This window comes from Proteocatella sphenisci DSM 23131, from assembly GCF_000423525.1.
GTDB lineage: Bacteria > Bacillota > Clostridia > Peptostreptococcales > Filifactoraceae > Proteocatella > Proteocatella sphenisci.
The window spans coordinates 1-15,702 of record NZ_AUID01000035.1; the positions used below are offsets into that span (position 1 = coordinate 1).

At 40.6% G+C, this 15,702-nt stretch carries 16 protein-coding genes and 1 pseudogene; 1 reads left to right on the forward strand and 16 read right to left on the reverse strand.

Going from position 1 to position 15,702, the window contains the following annotated elements:
* From G558_RS13105 to G558_RS0110750, 16 genes and pseudogenes are all read right to left on the reverse strand, one after another.
* The coding region (locus G558_RS13105; RefSeq protein WP_028829885.1) for a MerR family transcriptional regulator at positions 1 to 263 on the reverse strand (263 nt) is incomplete at its 3' end.
* A 9-nt stretch (positions 264 to 272) separates the two neighbouring features.
* Complete coding sequence (locus tag G558_RS13515) at positions 273 to 1,040, reverse strand: CPBP family intramembrane glutamic endopeptidase (RefSeq protein WP_051188617.1); 768 nt, start codon at positions 1,038 to 1,040, stop codon at positions 273 to 275.
* A gap of 1 nt (position 1,041) precedes the next feature.
* Positions 1,042 to 2,148 carry a helix-turn-helix domain-containing protein gene (locus G558_RS0110680; protein WP_028830158.1) on the reverse strand — a complete coding sequence of 369 codons (1,107 nt, stop codon included), beginning with the start codon at positions 2,146 to 2,148 and terminating at the stop codon, positions 1,042 to 1,044.
* A gap of 149 nt (positions 2,149 to 2,297) precedes the next feature.
* Positions 2,298 to 3,062 (reverse strand): 4,5-DOPA-extradiol-dioxygenase, encoded by a 765-nt coding sequence (gene ygiD / locus G558_RS0110685; RefSeq protein WP_051188653.1) that lies wholly within the window; start codon positions 3,060 to 3,062, stop codon positions 2,298 to 2,300.
* 110 nt (positions 3,063 to 3,172) lie between these two features.
* Positions 3,173 to 3,427, reverse strand: a complete 255-nt coding sequence (locus G558_RS13115) for a VOC family protein (RefSeq protein WP_330363855.1) — start codon at positions 3,425 to 3,427, stop codon at positions 3,173 to 3,175.
* Between the two features lie 102 nt (positions 3,428 to 3,529).
* Positions 3,530 to 4,102: a nitroreductase family protein gene (locus tag G558_RS0110695; protein WP_028830160.1), complete on the reverse strand. Its 573-nt coding sequence runs from the start codon at positions 4,100 to 4,102 to the stop codon at positions 3,530 to 3,532.
* Positions 4,103 to 4,146: 44 nt separating this feature from the next.
* Positions 4,147 to 4,992, reverse strand: coding sequence for a pirin family protein (locus G558_RS0110700; RefSeq protein ID WP_028830161.1), 846 nt, complete (start codon positions 4,990 to 4,992; stop codon positions 4,147 to 4,149).
* The gene (locus G558_RS0110705) at positions 4,976 to 5,410 is read right to left on the reverse strand and encodes a MarR family winged helix-turn-helix transcriptional regulator (protein WP_028830162.1); all 435 of its coding nucleotides are present in this window, start codon (positions 5,408 to 5,410) and stop codon (positions 4,976 to 4,978) included. The genes G558_RS0110700 and G558_RS0110705 overlap by 17 nt, the downstream gene beginning before the upstream one ends.
* A gap of 196 nt (positions 5,411 to 5,606) precedes the next feature.
* Positions 5,607 to 5,780, reverse strand: coding sequence for an SDR family oxidoreductase (locus tag G558_RS14430; protein ID WP_278233976.1), 174 nt, complete (start codon positions 5,778 to 5,780; stop codon positions 5,607 to 5,609).
* Positions 5,773 to 6,108: pseudogene (locus tag G558_RS14435) on the reverse strand (SDR family NAD(P)-dependent oxidoreductase); the annotation flags it as partial. The pseudogene G558_RS14435 and the gene G558_RS14430, both read right to left, overlap by 8 nt.
* A 291-nt stretch (positions 6,109 to 6,399) precedes the next feature.
* Positions 6,400 to 8,358, reverse strand: coding sequence for an FUSC family protein (locus G558_RS0110725; protein ID WP_051188654.1), 1,959 nt, complete (start codon positions 8,356 to 8,358; stop codon positions 6,400 to 6,402).
* A gap of 131 nt (positions 8,359 to 8,489) precedes the next feature.
* Positions 8,490 to 9,419 (reverse strand): ABC transporter ATP-binding protein, encoded by a 930-nt coding sequence (locus G558_RS0110730; RefSeq protein WP_028830165.1) that lies wholly within the window; start codon positions 9,417 to 9,419, stop codon positions 8,490 to 8,492.
* A gap of 2 nt (positions 9,420 to 9,421) precedes the next feature.
* Positions 9,422 to 11,065, reverse strand: a complete 1,644-nt coding sequence (locus G558_RS13125; RefSeq protein ID WP_036931926.1) for an ABC transporter permease — start codon at positions 11,063 to 11,065, stop codon at positions 9,422 to 9,424.
* A gap of 75 nt (positions 11,066 to 11,140) precedes the next feature.
* Positions 11,141 to 12,178, reverse strand: coding sequence for an ABC transporter substrate-binding protein (locus G558_RS0110740; protein ID WP_028830166.1), 1,038 nt, complete (start codon positions 12,176 to 12,178; stop codon positions 11,141 to 11,143).
* A 155-nt stretch (positions 12,179 to 12,333) separates the two neighbouring features.
* A complete protein-coding gene (locus G558_RS0110745) occupies positions 12,334 to 12,702 on the reverse strand; it encodes a VOC family protein (protein ID WP_028830167.1) in 369 nt (122 codons plus the stop codon).
* A gap of 23 nt (positions 12,703 to 12,725) precedes the next feature.
* Positions 12,726 to 14,636, reverse strand: a complete 1,911-nt coding sequence (locus G558_RS0110750) for an FUSC family protein (protein ID WP_028830168.1) — start codon at positions 14,634 to 14,636, stop codon at positions 12,726 to 12,728.
* A 270-nt stretch (positions 14,637 to 14,906) separates the two neighbouring features.
* Here G558_RS0110750 and G558_RS13130 point away from each other — a divergent pair, with 270 nt between their 5' ends.
* Positions 14,907 to 15,578 carry a pseudouridine-5'-phosphate glycosidase gene (locus tag G558_RS13130; RefSeq protein ID WP_330363856.1) on the forward strand — a complete coding sequence of 224 codons (672 nt, stop codon included), beginning with the start codon at positions 14,907 to 14,909 and terminating at the stop codon, positions 15,576 to 15,578.
* Positions 15,579 to 15,702 lie beyond the last annotated feature (124 nt).

A 15,702-nucleotide genomic window follows, 5' to 3' on the forward strand; every position in this document is an offset into this window, starting at 1 on the left:
TTTTCAAAGTATGACAGATAGGACATTCTCTGCCGGTATCCTGTCATATTTCCCATTTTTTTGTAAAGCATGAGGTGCTGAATCTCCGACAATGTGAACCCGATTTGCTTCAATCTCTGTATCTCGAGATAGTCACTCATGCATTTTTCGTCAAATTCATACTGATTGCCTGCCTTTTCAGGCAAAAGTAGCCCCAGTGACATATAATGCCTTATGGTATCTATGCTTGTATTATTAAGCTTTGCAAATTGTCCAATTTTCATTTGTTGTATTTACCTCCCTAAAGTAAATATTGCCGATATCAGGTTAATGAAAACATGTGTAAATGCATGAGCGCACATAGAATATGCCAGTCCACGCTTCCAGTATAGATACCCAAATCCTATGCCGCCTATGCCATTGAGAAGAAATGTTCTTGCCAGTACAGGCAGGGATAAGCCTATGATCTGTGCTGTAAATGGAATATGCCCTGCCGCAAAAAGTGCAGCCGAAATAAAGATTGAAGATATATATATCCAGCCAGGTATATTATTCCTGTCGCTGCCTCTTGAAAAAAACTTCCACAGCGCTAATACAAAAAATGACATGACAAAAAGCCTCAGCATTATCTCTTCAATTATACCACCGTATAGAATGCCTGTGACAAGATACAGGAGCGAAAATTCATAATTCGCAATTTCAGGAGGCAGATACCTCACAAAGATCAGCCTGTCCGAAAGCACTATGACAGCTGCCGTCAAAAACCCGATTGCCATAGCAATCATGAGCGAGTTTTTGTCGAAACGGAAATTGAGCCTCAGACTTACCTTTTCCGCAATAATAAGTCCTGCAAATGAAGATATCAGAGTTATTATACCGCCCTGAACAGCTGCAATGGCTATAAGAGCCTCTGTCGATCCCAGCTGCAGGATAATCTGATTCTTAATTGCATCACTGAACATATCCAGCTGATACATAGCGGCAAATGTGCTTGCGACTATCCCTGCAGCTGTAAATAAAAGGCTTATCTTCAGATTTCTGCGGTTTATTTTATTTTTCATATTACTGACCTCCAAAACTCTCCCTTAGCAATCGCAATATACTAAGGTACTCGGCATCCCCGCGCAGTGAATCAAATACAGGGTTTTCCTCAATCGACTTAATTATGCTTTCCTTTATGACTTCTTCGCTTCTTGGAGCAGCATTTCCCAGATCCAGGTTTTCAAACCAGGTCCCAAGCTCGCTAAAAAACGAGTCCCCATGCAGTGAATATGGGAAAAAATCTTTAATGCAGAGATCAGCGTATTTTCTCAATATTTCAAGTGCCTTTTTGTTATTGCCCTGCATGCAGTAGCCCTGCGCCACATTCAGATATGTCACCGCCATTATATTCGGATTAAGCTTTGACAGTTCAAATGCCTCGGCAACGGTAAATATCCTGTGCAGTATTTCTTCAAATTTATCATTTTGAAGCTGAAGCAGAGACGCCAGGGAGCCTGCAAGCGAAATAAGGTGCTGATATGCGCTTATCTGCAGAATCCGGTCCGCCTTAGCCATATTGCCTTCCATGAGATATGACTGGGCAATTACAGAATCATCACCCAGAGCTGGCCTCACATCTTCTCCCAGCAGCTCGCGTGCTTTTTCAGGCCTTCTCATCATCAGATAGCATACTGCTTCAACAGAAACCGCGTCCCGGGAGAGCCACATATCTTTGCTCTCTTCTTCTACCCTTTTGCACAGGCTCACGGCTTCCTCCATTATCTCCATCTGGTCATCTTTTTCTTCTGCAAGCATGTGATGATTGCAGAGAAGCACTGCCATCTGCATCAGCAGAGGAAAGCAGGAATAGTATTTTTTTATGATTCTGCGGCATTGCGAAATAACCTCATCAAAAGGCTTTGTCGAAAATTCTGCCGACAGCCTGTGATACAGTCTTTTTATTTCTTCTTTAGTCATCTGCGGCGAATAACCCATGAGTTCATCGATGCTCATGTTGAAATAAGTCGCAAGTGGCGCAAGAAAAGTTATATCCGGATAGCTGTGCCCCGTTTCCCATTTAGACACGGAGGCTTTGGACACTCCAATATATTCTGCAAGCTGATCCTGTGTGATCCCTTTTCTTCGTCTGCAGTCTGCAATTATTTTTGCTATGTTTATATCCTTCATTCAAATTCATCTCCTTCCATAGATTTAATTATACTTCTTTTTCTGTCATATACAATGGATTTGATGTTGATTTTCGGAAACAAAATTAACCATCAGGATACAAAAAAATCCGTATGAGTCACATTTCTGCAAATCATACGGATGTAGCTTTAAGAAAATAAATATCCAGTCATGGACATAGAACCCATTATGCATGAATCATTAAATACTCTTATGTCGTCTGCTGCATCCGCGGCTCCAAGGACATACAGCAGAGGATAGAAATGATCCGGAGTATAAAATGCCTTCTCGGCGCACTTGCCAGCCTTGCCATAGTTTACTACAGCCTCGAAATTTCTATCCAGTATGTTTTGTTTTACATAATCATCAAACTCATGCGCCCAGTCAAAACCACCGCTCATGCCCCAGTTTATCAGCGAAAGGTTGTGGACCACATTTCCACTTCCGATTATAAGTACGCCTTCTTTTCTGAGCTGTGAAAGCTTTTTTCCCATCTCAAAATGAGCCTCCGGCGCTGCATTAAAATCAATGCTCAGCTGAACGACCGGTATGTCTGCATCAGGATACATCCTGCAAAGCACCGACCAGGTACCATGGTCTATGCCCCACCTGTTGTCTGTAATTACGCCTTCTTTGAGCAGATCCGAGATTTTTCCAGCAAGCTCAGGCGATCCTTCCACCGGATATTTTAAATCATACAGCTCCTTTGGAAAGCCATACATGTCATATATCATCCTTGGCTCCCTCGTGTCCGATGTGCGAGTGCTGGCAGTATACCAGTGTGCCGAAACCGCCAGAATGACTTTAGGCCTCGGGAGTGACTTTCCAAGCGCTTTCCATTTGTTTGTAAATTCATTGTCTTCAACGGCATTCATAGGCGATCCGTGTCCCACGAAAAGTACAGGCAGCTTCATAATTACCTCATTTCTACAAATTGAATCTTAAGTCCATTAGGATCAAGCACATAAAAGAATTTAGTATCCGGATTTGGCTGAAAAGGTCCTTCAAAAATATCTATACCTTTTTATTTTACAAAATCAAGCTTTTCGTCAAGAGAATCTACCTGAAATCCCCATGATATATCTTTTCCGATAGCGGTCTCTCCAGAAGTCCCTCCAGATATGAGCTCAATTTTCGTTTCTCCATCCCCTAAAAATACAATCTCCATGCCTGGTCCTGCCGCAAATCTGCTGTCGATTTCAAGCCCGACTATTTCCTCATAAAATTTCAGCGATTCTTCCATGTTCCTTACGTGCAGCGTGCTCCAGCAAAATTTCATAGTAACCCTCCTGATAAAATTAATTCATTATGATATACAAATCAGCCAAGACCTCATGTGTATATTTACATATGGGGCCCTGGCACTTATAATATTTTTTGACTATTTTACAAATCTTACTCTCTGTGATATATCCTCAGCAGGTTTCTCGTCCGGGTGTGAACCGATGCCTCCAAATGGCATCTGCGCATTAAGAACATAGCTTTCAGGGAGATCGAACAGTTTTTTTATCGCTTCGTCAATCACAGGATTGTAGTGCTGAAGAGATGCTCCTGCTCCAAGCTCCTTAAGGCCGCTCCATATGCTTATCTGAAGCATTGCCGATGCCTGAGATGCCCATTCAGGGAATTTATCTGCGTATAGTGTGAACTGGTCCTGCATTCCTTTTACGACCGCCTGGTCATAGAAGAACAGTATGGTTCCGTAGCCATTTTTAAAGCTGTCTATCTTCTCTCTTGCTACCTTTCCTTCGAATACATCATATATCGTATCCCATAGCTGATCTTGTTTTTCACCTGTAGCCACTACTACTCTCGAGCTCTTCATATTGAACGCATCAGGCACAAGCTCAGTAGCTTTTTCGATCAGATGAAATATATCAGCCTCATCAACCGGAAGTTCTCTGTTGATGTCATAATGTGTTCTTCTTGATTTTAAAGATTCTAGTATTCTCATGTTGTTTCTCCTTTTCTAATTAAATTGATTTATGTTAATGATTTTTATACATCATATTCAACTTTTTCTTTCAGAAATTCCCCTGTTCTCAGTTCAGCAAAGGCCTGTCTGAGCTCCTCCTCTGTATTCATTACTATAGGGCCTCCCCATGAAACAGGCTCTTTTAGCATGTCTGAGCTTACAAAGAGTATCTCTGCCTCTTTTTCAAGAGATTCTATAACCAGTGATTCTCCTTCTGTCAGCTTTACAGCAGTCTTTTCTTCAACTTTCTCACCTGCTATCCTTGCATCACCTGAAAGTGTAAATACCAGAACTGATTTATCTCTGTCCGTTTCTATCATAAAGCGCTTTCCTGGCTCCAGCCTTATATCATAATAATCCACAGGCAGGTATTTACCCCTGAATCCCTCATGATTTTTATATTTTCCGCTTATCAGCCTTAATAATCCACCATCTATGGGTATTTCTTCTATGTCTTCTTTTTTTATGCTGTGATATTCAGGTGGTGCCATCTTGTTTTCTCGAGGCATATTCAGCCATAGCTGAACTCCCAGAAGTCTTTCAGCCGCAGGAAGCTTTTCCTCATGCATTATCCCGGACCCCGCAGTCATCCACTGAACTTCTCCATCACTAATCGCATCTTCATTCCCAAGACTGTCTCTGTGAACCATGTTGCCGCTTACTATGAGGCTTATGGTCTCAATGCCCCTGTGTGGATGCAGTGGAAATCCGGCAGTGTAGTCTTCCGGCCTCTGACTGTCAAACGAATCCAGCATAAGTATCGGATCGAAAGTCTCTACAGTATCATGACCTAAAACTCTTACCAGGCTTACTCCAGCTCCGTCTCTTGTTCTAAATCCGGTAACCTTTTCTTTAATCTTTCTTTCCATTTTCAAGACCTCCAAATTTTCTCATATAATTTATAAGGTTCAATTGCTCCTCGTCATTCCACACGCTCATCATATCTATGATCATCTTCTCATTTTCAGGATATACCCTGTCCATGAGGCTTCTTCCTTTATCAGTGATGTGAAGTATGAACTTTCTTTTGTCTGACTGATCCTGATTTCTTGTTAAAAGGCCTTCGTTTTCAAGATTCTTTACTATCACAGGTATAGTTCCGCTGGTACTGAGTATCTTTTCCTGAACCTCACCAACCGACAGATCCCCTTTGTGATAAAGAGCTTCAAGAACAGCAAACTGCGCATTTGTAAGTCCATATTTCTTGTGTATCTTTCCAGTCGCTCTGTTTATTTCATTCAAAGCCCTGCTCATTCCAATGAAGATCTTAAGTTCTGATTTTTTCATAAAACAACCTCATTTTCAAATAATATTTGTCAGCAACTTTGTCTGTAATTACATATTGCTCTAATTAGAGATAAATTGCAAGAGGTTTTTTCAAAATTTCTGAATTTTATTTATTTTCAGTTTACAAAAAAATCTCCAACTGATTGATTCAGCTGGAAATCATTGTTTCTATATCACAAAATATAAATTTTCAGTATTAAATTTCAAATCCGCCATCTACCTTCAGTATCTGTCCATCTACAAACGACGATTCGTCTGAAGCAAGGAACAGAACTACAGTAGCAATATCAACCGGCTGGCCTATTCTCTTGAGTGGAGAGCCTTCCTTCATTCCTCCAAGCACATCCGGTCCGCCTATGCTGTCAACCATAGCTGTATGAATCGCTCCCGGCGCAATTGTCTTTTTTCTTCATCTCCGGAGCAACAAGCTGAGCAAGATATAACGCCGAAGTCACGTTTACCGCCCAAAGCTTGTTCCACTCCTCAAGCGATACATCCATCAAGGACGACATACTGAGCATTCCCGCATTGTTAAACAGTATGTCTACAGTTCCATATGCTTCCATAGTCTTATCTACAAGTATCTTGTTATCCTCGGTTTTTGAAGCATCAACGATTACGTACATCGCTTCTCCTCCCTGTGCCTTTATCCCGTCTACTACTTCTTTTGCTCTTTTTTCATCTCTTCCAGTAACTACTACCTTTGCTCCCTATTTTGCAAAAAGCTCAGCAGTAGCTCTTCCCATACCAGATGTTGATCCCGTAACAATAGCAACTTTATCCTTCAGTTTCATGTGGATAACTCCTAAATAATCATGATTTAAAATGACCGTTCATTTTACTTCTTATATTTTGGGGGTATTATATCACAATAGTCTGAAATTTATCTACACTTATAATTAAAAAATATCGATATATTTAATTGTTAATAAAGTGTCTATTGCGCAATCCAATTTTGTTAAATCTATATTTTATCTATCATGCTCTCATCATATTACAGCCTTTATTTTTATCATGCTCATCATCTCCTGAAGATGATTCATTTCTCTGCTTAGTTTTGGCATCTCAGTTATATCAAGCAGTTTCATGTCGGCAAGAAGTTCATCAGCTTCTATCGATTTCGTTATTTCCTCCAAAGCCTCAGTTATGCTTATAAGATCTTTATCCTGAACCTCCATGAAATCACGCCTTTCCACAAGTTTTCCAAGCAGGAAGCATATATGTGAGAGCGATGATATCACAGGCCACATCATCTCAAGGCTTTCTTTTTTTACAGGAATCTCACCCAAAGCAGTGCTGTAAGCAAGTCTGAGATTTTCAAGGTCTATTTCCATTCTTTCCTTTAAATGCAGTATTGATTTCAGGTCATGTCCTCTGCCCGATGATTTAAGGTTTTCAAATAATTCAATATTGGTTTTTATCAGATTTGATACAAGCACGGGAAGCCTTCCCGAAGCTGATTTTCGGCCTATTATGAATGTTCCCGAGAGACCAATAAGAGATCCAACTACTATTGCAAGTATCCTTGCCTCTGCAAACTGAGAGGTTGATACGTCTTTTGTGACTGCATCAGCAAGCATTAGCGCATTAGGCGTGATAAAAACTGCCACGAGTGCGTAGTTTCTGACAACTACCAGCTCCGTTATCATTGTAAGCAGCATGTTGATCGCTGCTATTGCAAGTCCTGCAGGCTCAAATGAGAGTATAAGGGTTGCAATTAAAGTCCCTATAATTGTTCCAACAGATCTCAGGAATGCTCTGTTAAATGTGGTCATTATCGTGCTCCCAAACATCACAGCTGCACATGAAAGTGGAACCCAGTAAGGTCTGGTAAACGGAAGAGTAAATGCTATAAGCGCTGACAGAGAAAGGACCAGTCCATATCTGAGTGAGTTTGCAAATACAATGAAATTTTTATCAAATGCGCTCATGATTTTTAACCTTCCAGAAGTCTTTGATGTTAAAATAATCTCACGGTCTATATTTTCAAGCGGAGTATCTATGAATTCTTCTATTTCCTTTATGCATTCTGATAATTTCTCATATCCCTGAGAGAAGTCTCCTGCAGGTTCAATGCCGATACGGCCTTCACCATTGACTTCTATGGATCTTATCCTGAATTTGATTTCTCTTATTCTCTTTGAAAAAGACTCCGGTATTCCTGCTCCTTTATTGAAGTATGATTCTAAAAGCTCCAGAAAGAGCTCGTCTGCATACTGATTTAATATAGCAAGCCTGTCATACATTCCCTTGTCCTTGTTAAGTAATGGACCCGAGGAAAATATCTCCTTGCCGGTCCTTAGATATTCCACGACGGAATGCCTTCTGGAATTAATGCCATCAAGATTTTTTGCTTCACTGAAGGAAGCAAGCGACTCATACATGTCTTCGACTGCTTTTATCTCTGCTTTATAAGGGGCCTTGAACCACCCAATCATGCTGAGAGCCCATGCGAGCATGCCGCTTGCAAATACCACAAGGAATCTGAGAGGAGCCTGCGAAGGATCTGCCGGCATGCTGGTAGTTATCGTAAAGCTAAGTACAAAAAATATGGCAGCTGGTCCTGGAATTCGGAATACACCGAATATGAATGTTGCTGTAAATCCTATTATTCCAAGAATCAGTATTACAAGCCAGGTATACTGAGCTGCAATTGTGCCAAGTCCGACAAGAAAGCTTATAGTCAGTGCAACCATAAATATTTTCTTCGCTCTTACAGCATAGGTTTCGTTGAATACATAGAGATACGTAAATCCTCCGATACCCCCAAGGAGTCCTAGTCCAAAATCTCCCATGAGGATTCCGGCCAGAAGTGGAAGTGATGCACAAAGCCCTGCAAAAAAAGCTTTCGTCCACGGCGTAGGCCCTTTTCTGAATTCAAAGAGCTGCTTAAGTATTAAATTTGCGGTATATTTAAAATCAGTTTTATCTATATTTTTTTCTTTCAAAATTCATCCTCCACAATATATATTATTGAATACGAAATTGATAATATTTTCAGAAATTTATTCATATTTAATTATTTTAACATAAAAGCACCATACTTGAAAAGATATGGTGCCTTAAAAAATCAAGTTTTTTAAATCTCTATAGATACCGACTGATCCTTCTCGAATGCCGTACCGTAAACTCCGGAAATTTCCACCTCCAGTGTATTTTTTCCATCTGAGACTATATATTCTGTTCTCGCCCCCATGAAAATTTTATCTGTTATCCTGTAATTACCCTTTTCATCAGGTATTATCCTTATGTTCTCAGGCCTTATAAGTTCAGTCTTTCCATTTATATCGACAAAATTAGCTCTCCCTATGAATGATGATACCTCCCTGCTTTGAGGACTGAAATAAATATCCTGAGGCGATCCGATCTGTAGAATATCACCTTTTTCCATCACAATGATCTTGTCCGACATGCTGAGAGCTTCCTCCTGATCATGTGTAACAAGAATCATAGTAATCCCGAGCTTTCTCTGGAGATTTTTCAGCTCAAGCCTCATCTTTATCCTCAGAGATGCATCAAGATTGCTCAGCGGCTCATCCATAAGCAGGAGCTTGGGTTTGGTTGCCATAGATCTTGCAAGCGCGACTCTCTGCTGCTGGCCACCGCTCAGATTGCCAACCTGAGAATGCTCATATCCTGACAACCCGACGATTTCAAGGTACTTCAGAGCCTCTTCTGCTGCTGATTTTTTGCTCATTCTGCAAAGGTGCCTCAGGCCATAGCTCACATTGTCAAGCACATTCATATGAGGGAAAAGCGCATAGCTCTGAAATACAGTGGATACAGGTCTTTCTTCCGGTACAAATCCCGTAATGTCCTGCCCATCCAGTATGACCTTGCCGCTGTCCGGCTTCAGAAATCCCCCGATTATATTGAGCGTAGTAGTCTTTCCGCAGCCTGACGGTCCAAGCAGCGTGACAAACTCGCCCTGTTCAACGCTGAAACTTATATTTCTTATCCCATTATCTTTATCGTAAAGCTTTGTGATATCCCTGAGCTCCAAAAACATAGCTATGTCTCCTTAATCTTTTTTTCCCTGCCCCGTTTTCCATCAAGCAGGAACATTGCAATAAGATTTACTGTAACCGTTACTGCTATTATCATCACAGCCTGAACAGATCCGACTCCATAAAGACCGTTTTCGATAGACTGAAACATTTCCACACTGGCCACATTTGTGCCCGGCGATATCAGAAACACTACTGCTCCGACAGCGGTCATGCTTGCTGTAAACGTTGTAATGAAGCAGGTCAGAAATGTAGATCTCAGCATGGGAATAATTATGCCAAACAGTACCTGAAGGTTTGATGCTCCAAGATCCCTGGCTGCAAGCTCGATTTTTCTGTCTATGGTGTCAAATTCTGCGTTGGCAGATTTGTTTGAAACCGAAATCTGCCTGAACGCAAAGTTGAAAATTATTATCCAGGCCGTGCCACGAAGCAGAAGCGGCTGACTGCTGAATGCCGCAACATATCCCAGCCCAAAGAACGTACCTGGTATAATGTATGGAAGCGATGCCGCAAATTCTACTATTTTCATTCCTTTCAGGCCTCTCCTGTGAGTATAGTAAGAAAGAAGCACTCCCACAAATGATGCAATCGCTCCTGCAGTTGCAGAATATATTATGCTTCGCCAGAAAGACTCTATTTTTCCTTTGGGAAGATCCATAATATACTTTGAAGTAAACCTTAGCTTTCCCGTGGCAGTGTTTGAAACAGTAGACAGGAATATATTAGAATACTTTAGAATCATGATTGCAAAAAACACTACAACCACTGCCAGAAGTACATTCTTTATATAACCAGGAAGCTCATAAGCATAGTCCTCTGATGATGAGAGCTTGCTTCCGTCAGATGAATTCCCTGCTTTTGAAATATTTTTTCTGTAAAAGTAAAATGCAGCTATGGCCGGTGGAATCATGAGCATGCTTATTGCCGCAGGCTTTCCAAGGCTGGAAGAAGAGAGCATCTGAAGATATGCCTCCGTCGCGAGAACCTTGTACCTTCCCCCAATTATTATTGGCGTGCCAAAGTCCGCAAGATTCATTGTAAACAGTATGAAGAATACGGAAAGTATGCCTGGCCATGCAGCCGGTATCACAATGTTTCTCAGGGTCTGAAGAGGGCTTGCTCCCAAATCTCGCGATGCCATTATCTGCCTTATGTCTATGTTCTGGAGCGTGCCCGAAAGCATAAGCGCCGCAAATGATATTCCGCTGATTGTCTGGAGTATGACTATTCCCTGCCATCCATACGGGTTTACGCTAAGCCCGAGAATGCCATATGTGATGAGCCCCCTTCTTCCAAAAAGCATTATCAGCGCAAGCGCAGAAACAAAAGGAGGCGATATCATGGTGAGCATCAGCGCGCTCCTCATGAAATATCTTACCCTCGGCCTTGATACGAATACGTAAAGCGCTATGATGAATGAAAAAAATGTAGTAAGGCTTGAAGAAAGAACCGTAACCCACATGCTGTTGCGAATGAGGATGAGATTCTTTTTTGATAAGATATCATGGTAGTACTTCAGCGTAAATTCTCCGTTATCAAACAGGCTCATCCTGAATACCGAAAATATTGGATACAGGACAAAAATGCAAATTGACAGGACTACAGCAAATAGCAGAAATCTGTCCAGAATTTTATGTATCTTCATAGCTTCCTCTCTAAAAAAGAAAAGAAAGAACTCAGAGATTATGCTCAAAGTTCCTTCTTAATAATAATCCCGTTTTTAAGCGTCCTTCTCCCCAGCAAGCGCTGCCCATTTTTCAAGCATAGCTTCTCTCTGAGAACCAAAAAGAAGTACATCCTGCTCAACAAGCTTGCTTACATCCAGGTCCTTCATGACCTCAGGAACATCTATTCCTTCTCTTGCCATTATTCTTGCGTCAGCCTCACGAAGATTCAGCTGCCCATTTTCAGAAAGCATGTAATCTACAAACACCTTAGCTGCATCTTTATTCTGTGAATTCTTGAATATAGCTATCGGAGCTGGAGTCCATGGAACATAATCTTCAGGTGCTACTACAGTTACCGGGTATTCAGATTCAAGGGCATAAGTGCTTCCAGTTATAGCCAGAACGCCTATCGCATATTCTCCGGCACAAACCTTAGGACCAGGCTCTCCGCCACCCTTTGCATAGACATCAACGTTTTCATTTATTCTGCTGAAAAGATCCCATCCCTTTTCTTCACCAAAAGCCTGAAGAAGGCCATTCAGTATTGCATACTGAGTTCCTGATATAGCAGGTGAAGCCATTATTATCTCATCCTTGTAAATCGGATTTGCCAGATCTTCCCATGTTTTTGGAGCTTCCAGACCCTTTTCCGCAAGTATGTCATTGTTTACGACAAAACCCGCCGGAACAAGTGCCAGTCCAGTCCAGTAACCGTCCTTGTCGCTGTAGAGAGGATTTATCTTCTCTGCTTCAGGAGACGCATACTGCTCAAGATATCCAAGTTCAGCCGCCGATATGTAGCTGTCCACGCCACCGCCAAACCATATATCCGAAGAAGTATTGCCTTCTTCAGCCTGAAGCTTTGCAAGAGCTTTTCCTGTAGATATCTCTATATATTCAACATTTATGCCTGTTTCCTCTGTAAATTTTTCAAATGATTTTTCCGCTCCACCGTATGCCAGCATAACATTAAGCGTTGTACCTTCAAATTCTCTGTTTGGTGCTGTTTCTGCAGCTTCCTGCGTTCCACATCCAGCGAGTGAAGTAAGAATAAAAAGACTTGCGATCAAGCCTGATAAAAATTTTTTCATAGTAATTTTCTCCCTTTAATTAAATAATATACTTGTGCGCTATTATCAATAATATCACTAAAATATTCATTATTCAAATAGATAAAATCTATGAAACCGATAGATCGTTTCTATCCGTAGTGTTGGGATTATTTCCAGAGCCAGGACTCATATTATTATCTAACTGGAACAATCTCAAGCCAGTAATTGTCTGGATCCGAAATAAAGTATATTCCCATTTCCTTGTTTTCAAATACAATGCATCCTATTTCCTTGTGATGCTTATATGCCTCATCAAAATCATCTACAGTAAATGCAATATGAAATTCATTGTCACCCAGGTTATATGGTCTGTCCCAATCTCTAAGCCATGTTAGCTCGAGTTGATGCTTTGATTCTCCATCACCAAGATAAACCAGTATAAAACTTCCATCAGCGGCTTCTTTTCTTCTTACTTCTTTGAGATTTAGTGCTTTTTCATAAAAACTGAGGCTCTTTCCTAAATCAAGTACATTAATATTATTATGTGCAAATCTAAATTCCATTGTAATCCTCCTCTTATATGATTTTATATAAAAATATTTTTCATGCTTATTATTTCCTGTAAATTGTTAATTTCCTTGCAAATCTTTGGGATACCTTCTATATCTAGTGTCCTCATATTCTTAAGCATATGCTTCTGCTCAACAGCTGTTGCTATTTTTTCAAGCGTTACCAGTATCTGAGCAAGATCTTGATCTGACAGTATCATGTATTTTTTTCCCTCAATATTCTTGGCTATAAGATAGCTGACATGTTCAAGAGATGCGATTGCTGGCCACATCAAATCCAGATTTTCCTGATTTACCGGAATCTCACCCAAGGCTGTACTATAAGCAAGTTTTAGGTTTCCTAGATTTATTTCCATTTTTTCTTTTATCCACTGAGTATCATGGATATTGCCATTCTCCTTATTAGCCTCAAGCCTTACTATTGCGCGCGACTGACTTCGGATCAATTTTGCTATAAGCCCAGGCAGCCTGCTTGACGCTGATTTTCGCCCCATTATATATGTTCCAGCAAGTCCAATCAGAGACCCGACCACTACAGTCGTAATCCTTTCCATTAAAAAGGGAGATGTATCGCTGCTTCTTGTAGCTGCCTCTGCAAGAAGTAACGCATTAGGAGTTATAAACATCGCCACCAGTGCATAATTTCTTACTACGACAAGCTCTGTAAGCGCAGTCAGGATTATGTTTATTATTGCAATCACTATTCCCGCCGGGTGTAAAGAAAGAATAATTGTTGCGATATAAGTTCCCAATATGGTCCCAACACATCTCAAAACAGCCCTGTTAAATGTTGCCATTACAGTTGTCCCAAACATGACTGCCGCACAGGAAAGTGGAATCCAGTCCGGTCTTATGAACGGATAATTGAACGCTACTATTGCTGATATAGAAAGAATTATTCCATGTCTGACCGCACTTGCAAATACAATAAAATCCTTATCCATAGCCCTTATTATATTCATCCTGTGAGAGGGCCTTGCTAGTGTAGTTACTTCAGTTTCAATCTTGTCCAGTGGCATATTTATAAAATTCTCAATTTTATGGATACTATCAAATAAACGGTTATATTCACCTGATGAATCGGCATACAAACTCTTCAAAACCGGGGTTTCGACTTCTCTGTTCTGTATTCTTATAGTGGTGTACAAGGTTCTTATAATATCGCTGATTTCCCGTGGAATACTTTCCAATCTGGAAAAAGATATTTCAATAAGTTCAAGGAATAAATCATCCGCATACTTATTTAAAAAAACAAGCCTGTTAAATTCCATTTTATTCTTTTTTGATAAGAATCCTGATGAAAGAGTTTCTTCTGATCTTCTCAGAGCTTCAGTCACAAGATGCCTCTTATTATTCATCTCTTTGGATCCAATAGCCTCACAAAAATCCCCTAATGATGAATATACATCTTCGATTGCTTTTTTCTCGGATTTATGAGGATCTATTAACCAGCCCGACATACTTAGTGCCCAAGCAAAGAGCCCGCTTGCAAGAACTATAATAAATCGTAATGGAGCTTGCGATGGATCTATTGGCATGCTTGTCGTTATTGTAAAGCTAAGTACAAAAATAAGAGCTGTAGGACCAGGTATTTTAAATACCCCAAAAATAAATGTTGCCAAAAAGCCTATTAGTCCTACAATAACAATTACGAGCCATGGGTATGGAGCCACAATAGTTCCCAGACCTACCAGGAAAGCTATGGAAAATGCAATCAGGAATATCTTTTTGATCCTCGACACATAGGTTTCATTAAAAACATACAGATATGTAAACCCGCCTATTCCACCTATAAGTCCAAGTTCAAAATTTCCCATCAAAACACCTGTTAATATCGGAATTCCTGTAGATAGCCCGGCAAATATTGCTTTTACCCAAGGCGTAGGGCCCTTTCTAAATTCAAATAACTGCTTTATCATTATATGCATAAGTTTCTTTACTCCAAATCCTTTATAATTTTTTAATTCCTCTGTGATTTTTATTTAATTTTTGATTTTGATTTAAAAACAATCGCTTACGTAAGTATATAGCATGAATAAATATTTTTCAAGTTATGCTTTTGAAAACTGAACTCTTCTGTAATTTTATAAAACCATGAAGGAGACAGGATTATGTTAGAAAAATATTTAGATATCAAACCAGAAATCAAAAAAGCGCTGGAAGAGGGCAAGGCAGTAGTTGCTCTTTAGTCTACAATAATATCACACGGGATGCCATATCCAAGAAATGTCGAGACCGCTCTCAACGTGGAGCAGATCATAAGAGACAACGGCGCAATCCCTGCAACAATAGCCATCATGGATGGCAAGCTCAAGGTAGGGCTCAGCAAGGATAAGATAGAGTCTCTTGGAAAAAGCTCTGATGCTATAAAATGCAGCCGCAGGGACATCCCATTCATACTTGCCAAGAAACTGGACGGCGCTACCACAGTTGCCTCCACCATGCTGATTGCAGGCATGGCCGGAATAAAGGTTTTTGCAACAGGAGGAATAGGCGGGGTTCACCGAGGAGCTCAGGAGACCTTCGACATCTCAGCTGACCTGCAGGAACTTGCTCATACAGACGTGGCAGTAGTGTGCGCAGGCGCAAAATCAATACTAGATATAGGGCTTACGCTTGAATATCTTGAAACTCAGGGTGTGCCTGTCGTTGGATTTGGTACAGATGAGCTGCCTGCATTCTACACATCAAAGAGCGGATTCGGAGTAGACTACAGAGTCGACACTCCGAAAGAACTTGCAGAAGCGCTTAAGACAAAATGGGATTTAGGAATAGAAGGAGGCTCAAGCCTTGATTCAAATATACAGCTGGTTTACAACAATGCTGTGCTTGGTGCAAAAATAGCAGTAGAGCTAAGCAAACTTAAATAGGCCCTGCTCACCTGCTGAAAGTTAAAATGGGGCTGTCGGGAAATAGCCCCCAAAGAAAAAAGCGACTAGTTCGCTTTTTTTAATGCAAAAAAAAGCAAAAAAAAATGACAAAATATATTGCCAT

Excerpts from the sequence above, each read along its gene's own strand:
- G558_RS13515 (WP_051188617.1), bottom strand. The coding sequence starts at position 1,040 with ATGAAAAATAAAATAAACCGCAGAAATCTGAAGATAAGCCTTTTATTT.
- G558_RS0110680 (WP_028830158.1), bottom strand. The coding sequence starts at position 2,148 with ATGAAGGATATAAACATAGCAAAAATAATTGCAGACTGCAGACGAAGA.
- ygiD (WP_051188653.1), bottom strand. The coding sequence starts at position 3,062 with ATGAAGCTGCCTGTACTTTTCGTGGGACACGGATCGCCTATGAATGCC.
- G558_RS13115 (WP_330363855.1), bottom strand. The coding sequence starts at position 3,427 with ATGAAATTTTGCTGGAGCACGCTGCACGTAAGGAACATGGAAGAATCG.
- G558_RS0110695 (WP_028830160.1), bottom strand. The coding sequence starts at position 4,102 with ATGAGAATACTAGAATCTTTAAAATCAAGAAGAACACATTATGACATC.
- G558_RS0110700 (WP_028830161.1), bottom strand. The coding sequence starts at position 4,992 with ATGGAAAGAAAGATTAAAGAAAAGGTTACCGGATTTAGAACAAGAGAC.
- G558_RS0110705 (WP_028830162.1), bottom strand. The coding sequence starts at position 5,410 with ATGAAAAAATCAGAACTTAAGATCTTCATTGGAATGAGCAGGGCTTTG.
- G558_RS14430 (WP_278233976.1), bottom strand. The coding sequence starts at position 5,780 with ATGGTTGACAGCATAGGCGGACCGGATGTGCTTGGAGGAATGAAGGAA.
- G558_RS0110730 (WP_028830165.1), bottom strand. The coding sequence starts at position 9,419 with ATGTTTTTGGAGCTCAGGGATATCACAAAGCTTTACGATAAAGATAAT.
- G558_RS13125 (WP_036931926.1), bottom strand. The coding sequence starts at position 11,065 with ATGAAGATACATAAAATTCTGGACAGATTTCTGCTATTTGCTGTAGTC.
- G558_RS0110740 (WP_028830166.1), bottom strand. The coding sequence starts at position 12,178 with ATGAAAAAATTTTTATCAGGCTTGATCGCAAGTCTTTTTATTCTTACT.
- G558_RS0110745 (WP_028830167.1), bottom strand. The coding sequence starts at position 12,702 with ATGGAATTTAGATTTGCACATAATAATATTAATGTACTTGATTTAGGA.
- G558_RS0110750 (WP_028830168.1), bottom strand. The coding sequence starts at position 14,636 with ATGCATATAATGATAAAGCAGTTATTTGAATTTAGAAAGGGCCCTACG.